Genomic DNA, 17,858 nt, shown 5'->3' on the forward strand with positions numbered 1-17,858 from the left:
CTCCTTATAAAACGTCGCTTGCAGACTCGGCTAAAATACGGCGCGCTATAATTACACGCATAATTTCGTTAGTGCCTTCTAAAATTTGATGAACGCGTACATCACGTACATGGCGCTCAAGCGGGTATTCTTTTATGTAACCGTAACCACCATGTACTTGCAGTGCCTCGTTACACACGTTAAAGCCAACATCGGTGGCAAAACGTTTAGCCATGGCGCAGTAGGTAGTTTTTTCACTATCGCCGGTATCAAGTTTAAATGCCGCCAGCCTTACCATTTGGCGCGCAGCTACAAGCTCAGTGTTCATATCTGCAATTTTAAACTGCAAAGCCTGAAACGCAGCCAAGGGTTTACCAAATTGAGTGCGCTCTTTTAAGTACTCTTTTGCCGTGTTTAGCGCAGCTTGTGCTGTACCAATTGAGCACGTGGCAATATTAATACGCCCGCCATCTAGGCCTTGCATGGCAAATTTAAAGCCTTCGCCCTCTTTACCTAATAAGTTATGCGCCGGAATACGCACATCTTCAAAACTAATTAAGCGTGTTGGTTGTGCGTTCCAACCCATTTTTTCTTCTGCTTTACCGTATTCAACGCCTTGTGCGTCGGCAGGGACTACAAATGCCGAAATACCCGCAGCACCTTCGCCACCGGTACGCGCCATAACCACTAAAACTTCAGTTTCACCCGCACCCGATATAAACATTTTTGAGCCGTTAATAACGTACTCATCACCTTCAAGCACAGCTTTTGTTTTTAGTGATGCTGCATCTGAGCCCGCCCCTGGCTCTGTTAAACAATAAGAGGCAAGTAGCTCGCCCATTACTAGTTGCTCTACGTATGCATCTTTAACTGCATCTGTACCAAAACTTGCTACCATCCACGTGGCCATATTATGAATAGTTAGCATGGCCGTTGTAGCTGTACAGCCCATCGCAAGCTGCTCAAATATAATGCTTGAATCTAAGCGTGATAAACCAAGGCCGCCGGCTTCCTCTGGCGTGTATAAACCGCAAAAACCAAGCTCGCCCGCCGCTTTAATCGTATCTTTAGGAAAAATATGCTCGCGATCCCACTTTGCTGCATGTGGAGCAAGTTCTGATTCTGCAAATTGGCGTGCAGTTTCTGCAAAGGCTTGTTGATCTTCTGATAAGTTAAAGTCCATGGTAGACCTCTTTAATTGTGTTGTTAGTGTGTCCCATTAGGGTAAATGAGTGAAGAGCGGCAAAGGCTGATGTGTGTGTTCTAGTTGCTTGTCAGCGGATTTAGCCTTTGCGCCCTTCTTTATTATTATTTTTGAGTGTGTTTATTTTAAATTAATGCTCATGTTTGGACCTGAAGCGATGTCGTCTTCAAACCAACGTGAAGTAATGGTTTTAGTTTCTGTGTAAAAACGTATACCTTGCTTACCATAAGTGTGTGTATCGCCGTAAAACGAGCCTTTCCATCCCGTAAACGAGAAAAACGGCAGCGGCACCGGAATAGGCACATTAATACCCACTTGGCCTACTTCAATTTCATTTTGAAATTTACGAGCCGCAGCGCCACTTGAGGTAAATAACGAGGTACCGTTGCCGTACGGGCTTTCGTTAATAAGGGCAATTGCCTCATCAAGCGTATCTACAAACATACAGGCAAGCACAGGGCCAAAGATTTCTTCTTTGTATAAGTCCATTTCTTTTGTAACGTCGGTAAATAATGTTGGGCCAACCCAGTTACCTTGCTCAAAGCCCTCTACTGTGTAGTTTGAGCCATCAATTAAACAGGTGGCGCCTTGCTCTTTACCGCTTGCTATAAGCGATAAAATACGCTCTTTTGCTGCTTTTGATGTTTGTGGGCCGTAGGCTGCGTCTTTGTCATCCCACACGCCTGGGCGTACGGCTTCAAAGCCTGCTTTTATTTCATCTACCCACTCACTTGCTGGGCCTACAAACACAGCCACCGAAATACCCATACAACGCTGGCCTGCTGCACCAACCGATGCGCCAACTAGGTTATTTACCACGTGCGATTTACTCGCATCTGGCATAATAACCATGTGATTTTTAGCACCCACACACGCTTGTACTCGCTTAAGGTTTTGTGTGCCTTTAGAATAAATATACGCACCTACACCACACGAGCCCACAAACGAAATTGCACGCACTGCTTTATCTTCTAGTAGGCGGTCTACTTGTGGTTTTGTACCATGAACCACTTGTAATACGCCTTTTGGTGCGCCGGCTTCAATAAATAGCTCAGCTAAACGCATTGGAGTGAGCGGGTCTTGCTCAGAGGGTTTTAAAATAAAGGTGTTACCACATACAATAGCCAGCGGAAACATCCAAAGAGGGATCATCGCCGGAAAGTTAAACGGCGTAATGCCTGCACATACGCCAAGGGGCTGCATGTAAGAATAGGTATCGATTTTACGGGCAACGTTTTCCATTGTTTCGCCCATCATTAGTGATGGTGCGTTAGCTGCTTGTTCTACTACTTCAATACCGCGCCATACATCGCCTTTTGCATCTTCAAACGTTTTACCTAGTTCGTGGCAAATAATGGTTGCAAGCTCATCGTGGTGCTCTTTTAACAGCGCCGCGTATTTCATCATAATGCGGGCACGCTCGGTAATGGGCACATCTTTCCATGTTTTAAATGTTTCTGAGGCCGAGGCAATCGCTGCATCCATTTCTGAGTCGGTAGTGCATGGCACTTGCGCAAGTACTTCTTGGTTTGCTGGGTTAATTACATCAATAAGCTCGTTTGAAGCCGACTGAACAAATTCGCCATTTATAAGTAGTGGAACTTGGTGCATGGGTAAATCCTGTTGTTAGTGTGTTCTTTTAAAAAATGGCACCGTTTTGTTATTAGTATCAGTACGGTGCATTTTAGTTGCTGTTAGTTAATTAACTGTTTTGTTAGTAAGCCTCTACAGCCATGGCTACAGCTTCGCCGCCGCCAATACATAAAGACGCAATTCCTTTTTTAAGGCCACGGTTTTTAAGCGCGTGAATAAGCGTGACTAAAATTCTCGCGCCGCTGGCACCAATTGGGTGGCCAAGTGCACACGCCCCACCGTTTACGTTTACTTTGCTCTCATCAAGTTTCAATTCGTTAATAGCAAGCATGGTAACCATTGCAAAGGCTTCGTTAACTTCCCACAGGTCAACATCAGCAGTTGTCCAACCTGCTTTTTCAAGCACGCTGTTCATTGCGCCCACAGGTGCTACTGTAAATTCGCTTGGTTTTTGAGAGTGCGTGCTGTGCGCTACAATTTTACAAAGCGGTGTTAAGCCTTGCTCTTTTGCTTTTGATTCGCTCAATAATATAAGCGCTGCGCCACCATCAGAAATTGACGATGAATTAGCCGCAGTGATGGTGCCGTCTTTTTTAAAGGCAGCACGCAGGCTTGGTATTTTTTCTGGGCGGGCATTACCGGGTTGCTCATCAACCGATACGGTTACATCGCCCTTGCGGGTTTTTATGGTGTGCGGCGCAATTTCGTTTTCAAAGCTGCCGTTTTCGATTGCCGCATTGGCTTTACTTAACGAGCTAAGTGCAAACTCATCCATTTGCTCACGGCCAATGCCGTACTCATCGGCAGTATCTTGTGCAAAACAGCCCATTGCTTTGTTATCGTAAGCATCTTCTAGGCCATCGCTCATCATATGATCTTTAATTTCGCCGTGGCCCATACGCATACCGCCACGTGCTTTAGGTATAAAATACGGTGCATTACTCATGCTTTCCATGCCGCCAGCAATTGCGCTGCTAATTGAGCCCGCTTTAATTAAGTCGTGTCCTAGCATGGCGGCTTTTAAACCAGAGCCACATACTTTATTAATGGTGGTAGCACCCGTGCCCAGAGCAAGGCCTGCTTTTAACATTGCTTGGCGTGCTGGCGCTTGGCCAAGGCCCGCTGGCAATACACAGCCCATAATTACTTCATCTATTGCATCATTTGCTAAACCAGTTTGTGCAAGCGCACTTGCAATGGCGGTTGCGCCTAGCTCGGTAGATTGTGCATCGGTCAATGCGCCCATAAACCCGCCCATTGGCGTACGCTTTGCTGCTACAATTACCACTGATTCTAAAGTCATAATTAACTCCGTTGTATTTATATGCAAATAGTTGTTAGAATATTTGCTCTATTAATTTAGTATTCATTTATTGTTTAACACCCTTACACAATACTAACGTTTACGCTAACGTCAACTAAAAAGCGTTTAATTTTTAGTTTTAAAAGTGTAAGCATTATTTTCCAGTAACGGCGAAGTGAACAATCAATAAAAATAAACTATTGAATATTAATGATATAATTTAACATTTCACATCAACACTCCTTTATAAATAGTTTCATACCACACCAAGCTTTACCTTTACGTAAACTTCACTTATATTGGAGTTATTCGAATGAGGTAAACACAACTATGAAACCAGATAACCAAACAAACTTTGCAAGTTCTGCAAAAGCGCCAAGCAGTAACGATCAAACCTTTAGTATTAGCGATTTAGCTAAAGAGTTTGATATTACCACCCGCTCTATTCGTTTTTACGAAGACCAAGGTTTAGTAAGCCCAGAGCGCAATGGCCAAACCCGTATTTATTCAAAACGCGACAAAGTTCGCTTAAAACTAATACTGCGAGGCAAACGCTTAGGCTTTACATTGGCTGAAACAGGCCGTTTGTTTGAACTGTACGACGCTGATAAATCAAGCGCTAAACAGCTGGTGACTATGCTCGATTTAATAGCAGAGAAAAAAGCCGACCTTTCTCAGCAAATGGACGACATAAAAGTTGTGCTTATGGAATTAGTGACAGCGGAGCGCCGCTGCAGAGACACACTTAATAAAATAGACGAGTAGCCTATTTTAATAATAAAAACACACTGACAACACACACAGGAATGAATCATGAGCACTATTTCACTTTATAAAGAGATGAACTTTGGCCTTGGCGAAACCGCCGATATGATCCGCGACCACGTAAATAGCTTTGCAAGCCAAGAAATTGCGCCACTGGCTGAACAAACCGATATGGACAACGCGTTTCCTAATCAGCTTTGGCCGCAAATGGGCGAAATGGGTGTACTAGGCATGACCGTATCTGAAGATTTTGGCGGTGCAGGCTTAGGTTACTTAGAGCATGTAATAGCCATGGAAGAAATTAGCCGTGCGAGTGCATCAATTGGATTAAGCTATGGTGCGCATTCAAACTTGTGTGTAAATCAAATTAACCGTAACGGTAACCAAGCACAAAAAGAAAAATACTTACCAAAGCTTATTAGCGGCGAACACATTGGTGCCCTTGCCATGAGCGAACCAAATGCAGGCTCTGACGTGGTATCAATGAAACTTAAAGCTGAAAAAAAAGGCGATAAGTACATTTTAAATGGCAATAAAATGTGGATCACCAACGGCCCCGATGCACACACATTTGTTATTTATGCAAAAACAGATTTAGAAGCCGGCGCTAAAGGCATTACCGCATTTATTGTTGAAAAAGACTTCCCTGGTTTTTCTACCGCGCAAAAGCTAGACAAGCTTGGTATGCGTGGCTCAAACACGTGTGAACTGGTGTTTGAAAACTGCGAAGTACCCGAAGAAAACATTTTAGGTAACCTAAACGAAGGCGTTAAGGTACTAATGAGCGGCCTAGATTACGAACGTGTAGTACTTGCTGCAGGCCCCCTTGGCATAATGCAAGCCTGTATGGATATTGTTGTACCGTACATTCATGAACGTAAACAGTTCGACACCCCTATTGGCCAATTTCAGTTAATTCAAGGCAAAGTAGCCGACATGTATACACAAATGAACGCAGCGCGCTCATACGTTTATACCGTTGCAAAAGCGTGTGACCGCGGCGAAACCACCCGTAAAGATGCCGCCGGCGCCATTTTATATGCAGCTGAGCTTGCCACTAAAATGGCGCTTGATGCCATTCAAATTTTAGGGGGTAACGGCTACATAAACGAATACGCCACAGGGCGCTTACTGCGTGATGCCAAACTATACGAAATTGGTGCTGGTACATCAGAAATACGCCGCATGCTTATTGGCCGCGAACTCTTTACCGAAAGCCGTTAAGGATTAAATTATGACGATATTAAAATCGAGCGTTAATCCTCACGATCCTACTTTTGTGCAAAATCACAAAAACATGGCAGCTTTGGTTGATGATTTACATAGTAAAGTAGCCACCATTAGCTTAGGCGGCGGCGCTGCGTTAAAAGAGCGCCACGAAGGCCGAGGTAAGCTATTTGTACGCGACCGTATTAGCACTTTATTAGATGCAGGCTCACCGTTTTTAGAAATTTCGCAATTTGCAGCCTTTGGTGTGTACGAACAAGAAATTGCCTGTGCGGGTGTAGTTGCTGGTATTGGCCGTGTTAAAGGTATTGAATGCATGATCATTGCAAATGATGCCACGGTAAAAGGCGGTACGTACTTTCCGCTTACCGTTAAAAAGCATTTACGCGCACAAGATATAGCCGAGCGTTGCCACTTACCGTGTATTTATTTGGTTGATTCGGGCGGTGCTAACCTGCCTGAGCAAGACGATGTATTCCCTGATAAATTACATTTTGGCCGTATTTTTTATAACCAAGCCCGTATGTCGGGTAAAGGCATTCCTCAAATTGCCGTGGTAATGGGGTTATGTACCGCAGGCGGCGCATACGTACCCGCAATGGCCGATGAAAGCATAATTGTAAAAGAGCAAGGCACTATATTTTTAGCCGGCCCGCCACTTGTAAAAGCAGCGACTGGTGAAGTAGTCAGCGCTGAAGAATTAGGCGGCGCCGATGTACATTGTAAAACATCGGGGGTGGCTGACCACTTTGCAGAAAATGACGAGCATGCGCTGTCTATTGCGCGCCAATGTATTGAGCGTATTAATTACACGCGCCCTACAGCCCCTCTTTTAGAGGATGTAAAACCACCACGTTACGATATAAACGAGCTTTACGGCATTGTAGGCACCGACCTTAAAAAGCCGTTTGATGTGCGTGAAGTTATTGCCCGTACGGTGGATGATTCATCGTTTGATGAATTTAAACGCTACTTTGGTGAAACGCTGGTAACAGGTTTTGCCAGTATTTACGGTAACCCTGTAGGCATAGTGGCTAATAACGGCATTTTATTTAGTGAGTCGGCGCAAAAAGGCGCGCACTTTATTCAACTATGTGCACAGCGCAATATTCCTTTAGTGTTTTTACAAAATATTACCGGCTTTATGGTGGGTAAAAAATACGAAGCTGAAGGCATAGCAAAGCACGGCGCTAAAATGGTAATGGCGGTTTCGTGTGCCGATGTGCCAAAATTTACGGTACTAATTGGTGGCTCTTACGGCGCTGGTAACTACGGTATGTGTGGTCGCGCATTTGAACCCACCATGATGTGGATGTGGCCCAATGCCCGTATTTCGGTAATGGGCGGCGAGCAAGCCGCCGGTGTAATGGCGCAAGTTAAGCAAGATGGCTTAGCACGTAAAGGCCATAGTATGAGCGAGCAAGAAGTTAGCGATTTTAAAAAGCCAATAATTGATCAGTACGAAGAGCAAGGGCATCCGTATTACGCAAGCGCCCGCTTGTGGGACGACGGCATTATTGACCCTGCCGATACCCGCAACGTATTAGGCCTAGCTTTAAGTGCAGCTAAAAATGCACCACAGCAAGACTCTAAGTTTGGCGTATTTAGAATGTAACCGGAGCGCAAAAATGTCAGTAACACTACAAATAACAAAATCAAATGTGGCTGTACTTGTTTTAAGCCGAGTTGAAAAACGTAACGCATTTAATAGTGAAGTAATACACGAGCTAATTCAGTGCATAGAGCATGCAAATACGCTCGATATTCGCGCTTTGGTTTTAAAAACTGAAGGCAAGCACTTTTCTGCCGGTGCAGATTTAGCCTGGATGAAATCAATGGCTGATAACAACTACGCCGATAACCTTGCCGACTCTATGCAGCTCGCTAAATTAATGCAGGTACTAGCCGCCTCTCCTCATCCTACTATATGTGCTGTACAAGGCGCTGCATTTGGTGGCGCTCTGGGCTTAATTGCATGTTGCGATATTGCCCTAAGTAAAGACGATGCGCAGTTTTGTTTAAGCGAAGTAAAGCTAGGGCTTATTCCTGCGGTAATTAGCCCGTATGTAATTAAAGCCATTGGTGAGCGTGCTGCGCGCCGCTACTTTTTAACTGCCGAGGTGTTTGATGCCCACACAGCAAAACAACTTGGTTTGGTTCATCAGGTGACCGGTAATTTAAACTGTGCCCTTGATAACATGCTGCAAACATTAATCGATAACGGCCCAGTCGCTGTAAAAGCCGCTAAATCATTAATTAGCGATGTAGCAAATAAGCCTATTAATGATGATCTTATTGAACTCACGGCCGAACGTATTGCAAATATTCGGGTATCGGACGAAGGCCAAGAAGGACTAAGCGCCTTTTTTGATAAACGCCCTCCCGCTTGGCAACTGTAGGACTAATTATGAACACACACACATTAAAAAAGATACTCATTGCCAACCGTGGTGAAATTGCATGCCGTATAATGCGAAGTGCAAAGCAAATGGGCCTAACAACGGTCGCTGTTTACTCTGACGCCGACAAACACGCACAACATGTAAAAATGGCTGATGAGGCCTACCACATTGGCCCTGCACCAAGTAAAGACTCATACCTTGTAACAGATAAAATTTTACAGGTTGCAAAAACAAGCGGTGCCGACTGTATACACCCTGGGTACGGTTTTTTATCTGAAAACAGCGAATTTGCTAACGCCTGTGAAGCTAACAACATTGCGTTTATTGGCCCACTTGCAAGCAGCATAGAAGCCATGGGCTCTAAAACCCGCGCCAAAGAAATTATGGCCGCGGCAAATGTACCATTAGTGCCAGGGTATTACGGTGATAACCAAGACCCTGCTTTTTTACAATCTGAGGCTGAAAAAATTGGTTACCCCGTGCTCATTAAAGCGGCCTTTGGTGGTGGCGGTAAAGGCATGCGCGTTGTTGAGCAAGCCAAAGATTTTAAAAGTGCACTTGAGGGCGCACAGCGTGAAGCAATTGCGGGCTTTGGTAACGATTTAGTACTGCTTGAGCGCTATGTTAACCAGCCTCGCCATGTTGAAGTACAGGTATTTGCCGATAACCACGGTAACTGTGTTTATTTAGGGGATCGTGATTGTTCCCTGCAGCGCCGACATCAAAAAGTAATTGAAGAAGCCCCAGCTCCGGGTTTGTCTGACGAACTACGTAAAGAAATGGGTGAAGCCGCAGTACGCTGTGCCCTTGCAATAAACTACAGAGGTGCAGGTACGGTTGAGTTTTTACTGTGTGGCAATGAGTTCTTTTTCATGGAAATGAACACGCGCCTGCAAGTAGAGCACCCAGTGACCGAAATGGTAACTGGTGTAGATTTAGTTAATTGGCAAATTAATGTTGCTGCAGGGCAAACACTGCCACTAACGCAATCAGACATACAACTCCAAGGCCACAGCTTTGAAGCGCGTATTTATGCAGAAGATCCAAGTAACGACTTTATCCCCTGCTCGGGTACAATAGAAGCGTTAAGCACACCGCTTAACAGTGATTTTGTAAGAATAGATACAGGTATTGCACAAGGCGATGAAATAAGCCCGTATTACGACCCTATGATTGCAAAACTTATTGTGCATGATGATAACCGAGAGCAAGCATTATCGCGTTTACGCCAAGCACTTGAGCAATTTCACTTAGCGGGTTTTAGCACTAACATTGGCTTTTTACACAACTTAGCAAGCCACCCTACATTTGCTCAAGGTGCGCCAAGCACCCACTTTATTGCCGAGCAAGGCGATGCATTGGTAAGTGTTGATAGCGCCGCGCTTGAAAAAGCACAACTAATTGCAGCCTTTGCCTACCTTGAATCGCTTGGTGCTAAAAAGACAACTCAGCAAAGCGCAAGCCCGTGGCAACAACTCAGTGGTTTTACACTTAACGCACCACAAAAATTGGATGTACCATTTACAGACTTAGCTATTAGTGCGGTTAAAACTAAAACGGGTTATGTTGTAACGCATAATGATAAGTCGTTCGATATAGCGGGCTTTGTAAACCAAAACGTATGTAATGTGTTTATTAATGGGGAAAAATTTACCGCCCATGTTTGCCACTTTGATAACAGTATTAGCGTGATGTTTGCTGCGCTGCAAATTAAGCTTGCTTTAAACACTAAACATTACATTAGCAGCCATGAAAGTGACGCCCTGCCCCTTGCGGCGCCACTTAATGGCACTGTGGTTAAGCATTTAGTTGATGTAGGCAGCACCATTACCAAAGGCGATGCCGTAGTGATTATTGAAGCCATGAAAATGGAATACACGCTCAACGCCCCGCACGATGGTATTTTACAAAGCTACTGCTTTGATGAAGGCGAATTAGTTTCGCACGGCGCTTTATTAGCAATTGTAGAAGACACCACGGCGCAGGAGGCATCGTGATGGCAGCTTTTCCAACTGAAGTTAAAATTGTTGAAGTAGGCGCGCGTGATGGCCTACAAAACGAAAAATCAGTCACTGCAGCTGATAAAATTTCATTAATAAATGCACTTAGTGACGCGGGTTTAAAAAATATTGAAGCCGGTGCTTTTGTATCGCCTAAATGGGTGCCACAAATGGCCGATTCAGCCGAGGTGATAACAGCGCTTAATTTACTCCATGTAAATTTAAGTGCGCTTACACCCAATTTAAAAGGCGCCCAAGCAGCCCATGCCGTTGGCATAAAAGAATTTGCCATATTTACCGCGGCAAGCGAATCGTTCTGTCAAAAAAATATAAATTGCAGTATTGATGAGAGTATTGAGCGTTTTAGCGACGTTATGGCATTTGCAAAAGCCAATAACATACGTGTACGCGGTTATGTAAGTTGTGTACTCGGTTGTCCTTATGAGGGAGAAATAGACCCCCATAAAGTACTTAGCGTTTCGCAAAAGCTTTTAGATTTAGGCTGCTACGAAATAAGCCTTGGCGATACCATAGGTGTTGGCACTGCAAATAAAGTTACCCAGCTTTTAACACTTTTGCTTGAACATATTGATAAATCAAAACTGGCAGTGCATTTTCATGATACCTACGGGCAAGCGCTCACAAATATTTACACAGCGTTAAGCTTAGGTATAGCAACGGTTGATGCCGCTGTTGCAGGCCTTGGCGGCTGCCCTTATGCCAAAGGCGCGTCAGGAAATGTTGCCACCGAAGATGTGGTTTACTTACTCAATGGGCTTGGCATAGAGCATGGAATTGATTTACAAAGGTTAAGTAGCGCTGGTTGGAAAATTACACAAGCACTTGGCAAAACGCCTGTAAGCAAAGTTTCAATTGCATTAGGCAACACACAAAAATAATAGCTTAACTTGCCAAATGGCAGTTAATACAATGAGGAGAGTCTCATGGCCGGTTTTGATAAAGTGGTTTCTAGTTACGAAGCTGCAATGGCAGGGTTAAAAGACGGCGATACCGTTATTGCTGGCGGCTTTGGCTTATGCGGTATTCCTGAGGGCTTAATTAAACAAATTAAGGCAATGAACACCAAAGAGCTAACCGTGGTTTCTAACAACTGTGGTGTAGATGACTTTGGATTAGGAATTTTACTTAAAGATAAACAAATTAAAAAAGTAATTGCCTCCTACGTGGGCGAAAACGCCCTATTTGAGCAGCAATTACTAAGCGGTGAAATAGATGTAGAGCTTACCCCGCAAGGTACCTTGGCTGAAAAAATGCGTGCTGGTGGTGCAGGTATTCCTGCATTTTATACCGCTACAGGTTACGGTACGCCCGTTGCAGAGGGTAAAAATGTAAAAGAGTTTGACGGTCGCCCTTATATTTTAGAAGAGTCGATCACCGGTGAGTTTGCCATTGTCAAAGCGTGGAAAGCCGACCGATACGGTAATTTAGTATTTAGGCACACTGCCATGAACTTTAACCCAATGGCCGCAACAGCAGGTAAGATTACCGTTGCCGAAGTAGAAGAAATAGTAGAGCCCGGTGAACTTGAGCCAAGCCAAATTCATACCCCAGGCATTTTTGTAAATCGCGTTATTAAAGGCGACTTTGAAAAACGCATTGAACGTGTAACAACACGAGATTAAGCAGGAGCATAGGTTATGGCATTATCACGTGAACAAGTTGCAATGCGCGTTGCACAGGAACTACAAGACGGCTTTTACGTTAATTTGGGCATAGGAATTCCGACACTCGTCGCAAACTATGTACCTGATGGTATTGAAGTTATGTTACAGTCAGAAAATGGGCTTTTAGGTATGGGTCCCTACCCATCAAAAGCCGAGCTAGACGCAGATATGATAAACGCGGGTAAAGAAACCGTGACAGCTGCCACAGGTGCAGCCATATTTAATAGTGCAGATAGTTTTGCCATGATACGGGGTGGTCATGTAGACTTAACCGTTCTGGGTGCATTTGAAGTAGACCAAAGCGGCAACATTGCCTCGTGGATGATCCCCAAAAAGCTGATAAAAGGCATGGGGGGCGCAATGGATTTAGTCGCTGGGGCAAAGAATATTATTGTTACTATGACCCATGCCAGTAAGCATGGTGATTCTAAATTATTAGAGTCGTGCACATTACCGCTAACGGGCGTTAATTGCGTTAAAAAAATAGTAACAGATTTGGCCGTACTTGAAGTTAAAGACGGCGCATTTCATTTACTCGAGCGCGCTCCGGGCGTATCGGTTGATGAAATAATTAGTAAAACAGCAGGTAAATTACTTGTTGACGGTGAAGTACCAGAAATGGTTTTTTAACGCTTTACCATGTACCGACCTCATTCCCAGTGCCAATGGCGCTGAGTTACCCAAAATCCCTCGCAAGAGGGATTTTTTTTGCCTGCCATAAACTTTTTTTCAGTTTTAATACAGTTGTAGTAAATATTATCTATAATACAAATAGCTTTTAATGTAAGCGCTTAGATTATTTGCACTAATTTGTGGATTGTCTGCACCTTTTTTGTGAACTAGTGCTATATTTAAAATTAAACTATTGATATTATTATATTAAATTATTGGTTCGATTATTGCCTATTAAAGGCGTCTTAAATTAATTAAACAATTCTGGAAAACATGCAAACTCCTATTCGAGGCCTCCGCTCTTTTTGCTTTGCAGCAAAAAGCCTAAGTTTTAAACATGCAGCTAAAGAGCTGTACTTAACGCCCTCTGCGGTAAGCCATCAGATAAAACAACTTGAAGAACAACTGGGCATTGAACTCTTTCAACGCCAAACCCGATCCATTAGTTTAACGGCTGCGGGTAAAAACTTTTTTGATGCCATTTCGCCTATTATCTATACGCTTGAAAACACCATCAACGAATTCAGTCAATTGCAGCAAAACACTAATATAACCATTACGCTGCCTGAATTTTTTGCCAGTGAACTACTTATGCCTAAATTAAGTGAGTGGACATCTGAGCACCCTAATATAAATTTACAAATGGATACGCTCAAAACCCGTAAAGAGCTAACCCGTCACAGTGATTTATCGATTGTTTTATCCTCAAGTAAACCCACTGAGGGCCTTACTACAGAGCTATTTAATCTTGAATATATACCGGCGTGTAACGAAAAACTGTTAAAACAGTGGAAAGACGATCACTGCCAAGCACTAAACCAAGTACCATTAATCCTTCACAAAGCAAGGCCGTGGGCATGGCACCAATGGGCTGAAAAAGCAGGTATAGATGACTTTTCGCCTACGCAAATTATACAAATCGATAGTATGTTTGGGGTCGCTCGTGCAGCGCAACAGGGTATTGGTATTTCACTCATACCGCTGCCTATTAGCCAAAGCTGGTTTGATGAAAAATGGCTTTACAAATTATTTCAACAGCCCCTTACCACCAAAGATAAATACTATTTAGTACAGCATGAAGCTAATTCGCCAAATCCCGCGCTAGATTTATTTGCTAAATGGGTTGTATCTACATTTAGCAACATTCAAGGTTAGTGTTACCTTAGTAAATGCAATTTACATTTTTGGTTTGTTTACGCCAATTTTAATGTGTGCAGCACGTAGCAAGTGCTAAAGCTGCACACAGTAAACTGTAAAGCTCCTTCTTTTTTACTTTCTTGCAGCCTAACAATACCGTTTAGTGATTTATTATTAATTAAATATTTTTATTTAATCATTCGTTTTTGCCCCGCAAGCTAACCTATAAAAATTTATCTCTTTAAATCAATAAAATAACACAACACGTTAGACTAAAGTCTATAGCTTAATTTTTTTCACTTATTGGTTTTATTTTTATCGTTTGTCTGACTTTTACGATTATTCTAAAGTTAACCCATCGCAAGCAAACAGCTAAACGTTTTTATTAATTAGACTTTATTTACTGTTTTGCACCAAATAAATGCAACCTTTTTAGATGTGATAGCTCTAACAAGGTAAGAAAAGAATCTTATATTGTGTGTGTAAGATGTTGTCAGTGTGAAAAAGCAGTTCAAGTTAGGTGGTGACTTGGTTTGAACTGTTTTTTATTCCACCAGCAGCACGCAGCAATAACTAAATTAGCTACTATGTAGCAAACCAAATCTTATATTGTGTGTGTAAGATGTTGTCAGTGTGAAAAGGCAGTTCAAGTTAGGTGGTGACTTGGTTTGAACTGTTTTTTATTCCACCAGCAACACGCAGCAATAACTAAATTAGCTACTATGTAGCAAACCAAATCTTATATTGTGTGTGTAAGATGTTGTCAGTGTGAAAAGCGGTTCATGTGAGGTGGTGACCTTATATGGGCCGTTTTTGTTTTATAAACACGATTACCTGCCCCACCGTTTTATACCAATTCGCTTAAATTTAGTATTATTCAACTATAAAGTTATGCTTTTGTTTAAGCTCTTCAATGGCATTTTCATTGTCTTTTAAAAATACATTAAACTTTTTAACGAGCTGTGGGTGTTTAATGCTCGATAACATAAACGCTTGGTGATCAACAGGCAACTGATGCTGAAAAAACACAGGGACGGGGGTATCAAAAAACTCTTCTATATTGTATTTAAGTACATCGTGTGAAATATATATACAATCAACTCGCTCTTTATGCAGCAAATAAATCATCTCAATAACGTTATCATTTTCGAGTACTTGCAAGCCTGGCATTGAGGTTAACTTTTCAAGCCCTTGCAATGTAAAGCCACGCACTTTTGCAAGTGATTTGCAATCTTCAAGTTTAATATTGTCTTTTAAGCTCGCTAACCCTGTATGTGTAACTAACGAAGGAACAGAATAATTAATATTTTGTTGATGCTGATTTTTATAACTTACTTGCCAATTAGGGTTGTCGGGGTATTTAAAGTCAACATGGTGATGCTCTATAAATTCTTTATAAAGGCGCGGGATAGGCAAAGTGTAAAATTCAAATTTAATATTTTGTTGTTTTGCAAATAGTTCCAGTAACTCTTTACTAAAACCAAAATAATCACGCTTATTAGTGCCACTGCCATCGTAATAAGGCAGGTATTCTATATTCTCTACCCCTATTACATATTTTTCGGTTGGCTGTGCTAATACAGGGCTTATAGTTATAAGCCCTGATACAAGTGCTAACGTGTTAATCAATTTGATAGTAAAATGCCGTTTATATCGTTTGGATTACTAATTTATATATCATAATCACAGTTAATTAAAGTTTAGATTTATTAAATATAAAAGAGCGAATTAATCGCTCTTATAAATTAGCTTTTGTCACGAGGTATAAACTCTAACACAGTAGCATTAATACAGTATCTATCTGTGCCTCTTGGCCCCTCACCTTTAAATAAATGCCCTAAATGTATACCTGTGCTTTTTGATTTGAGCTCTATTCGAGTCATCCCCCAGCTGGTATCTTTATGCTTAGTAACACTATTTTTAACCGGATGTTTAAACGACAGCCACCCCGTGCCCGAATTAAATCTATCGCGGGTATCAAATAATGGCTCACCACTTAATTTATCAACAAATACGCCGTCGGGAGTGTTTTTAAATTCTTTATACTCTTTACAGTAAGGTCTGTCGGTGCGCTCATTAAATGCAACTTCGTAAGCATCACTATCGCCTAGCTTAAAGGCGCCAAGCGCTTTGTAAAATTCAGCGGGGCTTGCATAGCCTTGACGCGCGTACACCTCTTTTCCATTTTCTAAAAACAAAATGGTGGGGGTTGCCCAAGTTGCCGATTTTATAGTTAGGCCATTAAGTTCATTTGCATGGCGAAATGTCATTGGGATTGAACCTTTGTAATCGTTAGCGACTGTTTTTTTAAATTTTTCACAGTAAGGGCAGTATTCGCGCGAATCAAGTACCACAATCTGCTTGCCCGTGAGTAAAACACTATTGTCTACATCTGCTTTTTTAGTTTTATTAAATACCACACCCGTGGCGTGGTCTGGGCAATAGCCATTTGGGTTCTTTTGTAAATAATTTTGATGGTACTCCTCAGCAGATACAAACCCCTCAAGCGGTTTTATTACTGTTTTAATTGGCCCATAACCGGCTTCACTTAATAACGGCTGATACTCGGCTTTAACTTGCTCTGCAAGCTGCGCTTGCTCTCTAGTGGTAGTAAGAATAATTGAGCGATACTGCGTGCCAATATCATTACCTTGGCGATTCGATTGTGTAGGATCATGGCTTTCAAAGTAATTTTGTAATAGCGCTTTAGAAGAAATAATATTGCTGTTGTACATCACTTGCACTACTTCAGCGTAGTTGTTTTCGTCAAACCGGCGAGATTGGTCGGTGATATTTTTATAGGTTGCTTTAAAGCCGTGCCCGTCTGCATAGCCTGACTCTGCATCAATAACCCCTTCTAGTGCTTCGTAGCGCTTTTCGGCTCCCCAAAAACAGCCAGAGCCTAACACAATGGTTTTTATATGCATTGTGGCCTCTACGTTGCTGTGCTCTATTTTTTCGGTTGATAAAGCAAAACAGCCGGCGCTAAATGTAATAGCGGCGCCTAATAAATAAACTGAGCGAGAAAATGTCATAAATACCTCTTCATACCTGCGTGTTTTAATTAAGACCCAACATTCCTTGTTTTAATTTCAGTAAATAAATACGTGCTAAATTTGAATACAGTTTGAGTCTGCATTTCTTTTTCGTTTATTTTTCTTATGGCTAGGTACTGAATAAATTGACAAAACTATGTTAGCTTTGCTGCACGTTGTATAAAAAGATTAAATTATGACTGCATTTTTACAGGTATTTACTTTAACAAATAACAGTTTGCTATTAGATGCCACACAGCATAAACAAAACAATGTGTTAGACACTCAAAAAAAAATTTGGGCACTCACTAAGCAGCTAAAGCAAAGTAACGAATTTATCGATTTAGTCCCAGGCATGAACTCTTTAACGCTTTATTTAAAATCGGCAAGTAATTTAGAAAAATGGCAAAACGCCTTGCCTGATTTATGGGACAAAGTACAAGCAACAACATTTAAAGGCACTCACCATAAAATACACACTACTTATAAAGGAGAAGATTTAGATTTTGTTGCCAAACAAACTAATTTAACACCCCAGCAAATTATTCAAATACATAGCCAAGCCACTTACCACGTTTTATTTTTAGGGTTTCAGCCCGGGTTTGCCTACCTGCATGGATTAGATTCACGCTTGCATATCCCACGCAGAGACACTCCGCGTACTAAAGTACCTAAAGGTGCCGTTGCTTTAGGCGCAGAGCAAACTGCCATTTACCCAGCAGAAACACCTGGCGGTTGGCATATCATTGGCCATACAAACACACCCCTTTTTGATAGCACACACTCAGATCCTTGCTTATTTAAACCCGGCGACACGCTATCGTTCGTTTCAATAAACACAATGCAAGGAGCATAA

At 42.3% G+C, this 17,858-nt stretch carries 15 protein-coding genes; 10 read left to right on the top strand and 5 right to left on the bottom strand.

The window, feature by feature from the left end:
* Positions 1-4: 4 nt before the first annotated feature.
* The 3 genes from OIZ54_RS02010 to OIZ54_RS02020 form a co-directional block, all read right to left on the bottom strand.
* Entirely contained in the window at positions 5-1,162 is a 1,158-nt protein-coding gene (locus tag OIZ54_RS02010; RefSeq protein ID WP_138611235.1) for an acyl-CoA dehydrogenase family protein, read from the bottom strand.
* A gap of 141 nt (positions 1,163-1,303) precedes the next feature.
* Positions 1,304-2,794 (bottom strand): CoA-acylating methylmalonate-semialdehyde dehydrogenase, encoded by a 1,491-nt coding sequence (locus OIZ54_RS02015; RefSeq protein WP_264389557.1) that lies wholly within the window; start codon positions 2,792-2,794, stop codon positions 1,304-1,306.
* Positions 2,795-2,897: 103 nt separating this feature from the next.
* A complete protein-coding gene (locus OIZ54_RS02020) occupies positions 2,898-4,079 on the bottom strand; it encodes a thiolase family protein (protein WP_264389558.1) in 1,182 nt (393 codons plus the stop codon).
* Positions 4,080-4,409: 330 nt separating this feature from the next.
* Between OIZ54_RS02020 and OIZ54_RS02025 the strand changes: the two genes are divergently transcribed.
* The 9 genes from OIZ54_RS02025 (at position 4,410) to OIZ54_RS02065 (ending at position 13,985) form a co-directional block, all read left to right on the top strand.
* Entirely contained in the window at positions 4,410-4,844 is a 435-nt protein-coding gene (locus OIZ54_RS02025; protein WP_004587901.1) for a MerR family transcriptional regulator, read from the top strand.
* Positions 4,845-4,892: 48 nt separating this feature from the next.
* Complete coding sequence (locus OIZ54_RS02030; protein WP_024034119.1) at positions 4,893-6,068, top strand: isovaleryl-CoA dehydrogenase; 1,176 nt, start codon at positions 4,893-4,895, stop codon at positions 6,066-6,068.
* Between the two features lie 10 nt (positions 6,069-6,078).
* Positions 6,079-7,686: a carboxyl transferase domain-containing protein gene (locus OIZ54_RS02035; protein WP_248530904.1), complete on the top strand. Its 1,608-nt coding sequence runs from the start codon at positions 6,079-6,081 to the stop codon at positions 7,684-7,686.
* A 13-nt stretch (positions 7,687-7,699) separates the two neighbouring features.
* Positions 7,700-8,470, top strand: a complete 771-nt coding sequence (locus tag OIZ54_RS02040; protein WP_264389561.1) for an enoyl-CoA hydratase/isomerase family protein — start codon at positions 7,700-7,702, stop codon at positions 8,468-8,470.
* 8 nt (positions 8,471-8,478) lie between these two features.
* Positions 8,479-10,470: an acetyl/propionyl/methylcrotonyl-CoA carboxylase subunit alpha gene (locus tag OIZ54_RS02045; RefSeq protein WP_264389562.1), complete on the top strand. Its 1,992-nt coding sequence runs from the start codon at positions 8,479-8,481 to the stop codon at positions 10,468-10,470.
* Positions 10,470-11,372 (top strand): hydroxymethylglutaryl-CoA lyase, encoded by a 903-nt coding sequence (locus tag OIZ54_RS02050; RefSeq protein ID WP_264389563.1) that lies wholly within the window; start codon positions 10,470-10,472, stop codon positions 11,370-11,372. The genes OIZ54_RS02045 and OIZ54_RS02050 overlap by 1 nt, the downstream gene beginning before the upstream one ends.
* Positions 11,373-11,417: 45 nt before the next feature.
* Positions 11,418-12,116 carry a CoA transferase subunit A gene (locus OIZ54_RS02055; RefSeq protein WP_264389565.1) on the top strand — a complete coding sequence of 233 codons (699 nt, stop codon included), beginning with the start codon at positions 11,418-11,420 and terminating at the stop codon, positions 12,114-12,116.
* Positions 12,117-12,131: 15 nt separating this feature from the next.
* Positions 12,132-12,788: a 3-oxoacid CoA-transferase subunit B gene (locus OIZ54_RS02060; RefSeq protein WP_264389566.1), complete on the top strand. Its 657-nt coding sequence runs from the start codon at positions 12,132-12,134 to the stop codon at positions 12,786-12,788.
* A gap of 315 nt (positions 12,789-13,103) precedes the next feature.
* Positions 13,104-13,985 (top strand): LysR family transcriptional regulator, encoded by an 882-nt coding sequence (locus OIZ54_RS02065; protein ID WP_004587893.1) that lies wholly within the window; start codon positions 13,104-13,106, stop codon positions 13,983-13,985.
* Positions 13,986-14,840: 855 nt separating this feature from the next.
* Here OIZ54_RS02065 and OIZ54_RS02070 read toward each other — a convergent pair.
* Complete coding sequence (locus OIZ54_RS02070) at positions 14,841-15,596, bottom strand: substrate-binding periplasmic protein (RefSeq protein ID WP_256845974.1); 756 nt, start codon at positions 15,594-15,596, stop codon at positions 14,841-14,843.
* A 116-nt stretch (positions 15,597-15,712) separates the two neighbouring features.
* On the bottom strand, positions 15,713-17,002 hold the full coding sequence (gene msrA / locus OIZ54_RS02075; RefSeq protein ID WP_264389567.1) for a peptide-methionine (S)-S-oxide reductase MsrA: 1,290 nt from the start codon (positions 17,000-17,002) through the stop codon (positions 15,713-15,715).
* A 196-nt stretch (positions 17,003-17,198) separates the two neighbouring features.
* Between msrA and pxpB the strand changes: the two genes are divergently transcribed.
* Positions 17,199-17,858, top strand: a complete 660-nt coding sequence (gene pxpB, locus OIZ54_RS02080) for a 5-oxoprolinase subunit PxpB (protein WP_264389568.1) — start codon at positions 17,199-17,201, stop codon at positions 17,856-17,858.

It is taken from the genome of Pseudoalteromonas sp. A3, from assembly GCF_025942345.1.
GTDB lineage: Bacteria > Pseudomonadota > Gammaproteobacteria > Enterobacterales > Alteromonadaceae > Pseudoalteromonas > Pseudoalteromonas atlantica.

What these genes read in the sequence shown, in the direction of transcription:
- OIZ54_RS02010 (WP_138611235.1), bottom strand. Translation starts at nt 1,162, where the DNA reads ATGGACTTTAACTTATCAGAAGATCAACAAGCCTTTGCAGAAACTGCA.
- OIZ54_RS02015 (WP_264389557.1), bottom strand. Translation starts at nt 2,794, where the DNA reads ATGCACCAAGTTCCACTACTTATAAATGGCGAATTTGTTCAGTCGGCT.
- OIZ54_RS02020 (WP_264389558.1), bottom strand. Translation starts at nt 4,079, where the DNA reads ATGACTTTAGAATCAGTGGTAATTGTAGCAGCAAAGCGTACGCCAATG.
- OIZ54_RS02025 (WP_004587901.1), top strand. Translation starts at nt 4,410, where the DNA reads ATGAAACCAGATAACCAAACAAACTTTGCAAGTTCTGCAAAAGCGCCA.
- OIZ54_RS02030 (WP_024034119.1), top strand. Translation starts at nt 4,893, where the DNA reads ATGAGCACTATTTCACTTTATAAAGAGATGAACTTTGGCCTTGGCGAA.
- OIZ54_RS02035 (WP_248530904.1), top strand. Translation starts at nt 6,079, where the DNA reads ATGACGATATTAAAATCGAGCGTTAATCCTCACGATCCTACTTTTGTG.
- OIZ54_RS02040 (WP_264389561.1), top strand. Translation starts at nt 7,700, where the DNA reads ATGTCAGTAACACTACAAATAACAAAATCAAATGTGGCTGTACTTGTT.
- OIZ54_RS02045 (WP_264389562.1), top strand. Translation starts at nt 8,479, where the DNA reads ATGAACACACACACATTAAAAAAGATACTCATTGCCAACCGTGGTGAA.
- OIZ54_RS02050 (WP_264389563.1), top strand. Translation starts at nt 10,470, where the DNA reads ATGGCAGCTTTTCCAACTGAAGTTAAAATTGTTGAAGTAGGCGCGCGT.
- OIZ54_RS02055 (WP_264389565.1), top strand. Translation starts at nt 11,418, where the DNA reads ATGGCCGGTTTTGATAAAGTGGTTTCTAGTTACGAAGCTGCAATGGCA.
- OIZ54_RS02060 (WP_264389566.1), top strand. Translation starts at nt 12,132, where the DNA reads ATGGCATTATCACGTGAACAAGTTGCAATGCGCGTTGCACAGGAACTA.
- OIZ54_RS02065 (WP_004587893.1), top strand. Translation starts at nt 13,104, where the DNA reads ATGCAAACTCCTATTCGAGGCCTCCGCTCTTTTTGCTTTGCAGCAAAA.
- msrA (WP_264389567.1), bottom strand. Translation starts at nt 17,002, where the DNA reads ATGACATTTTCTCGCTCAGTTTATTTATTAGGCGCCGCTATTACATTT.
- pxpB (WP_264389568.1), top strand. Translation starts at nt 17,199, where the DNA reads ATGACTGCATTTTTACAGGTATTTACTTTAACAAATAACAGTTTGCTA.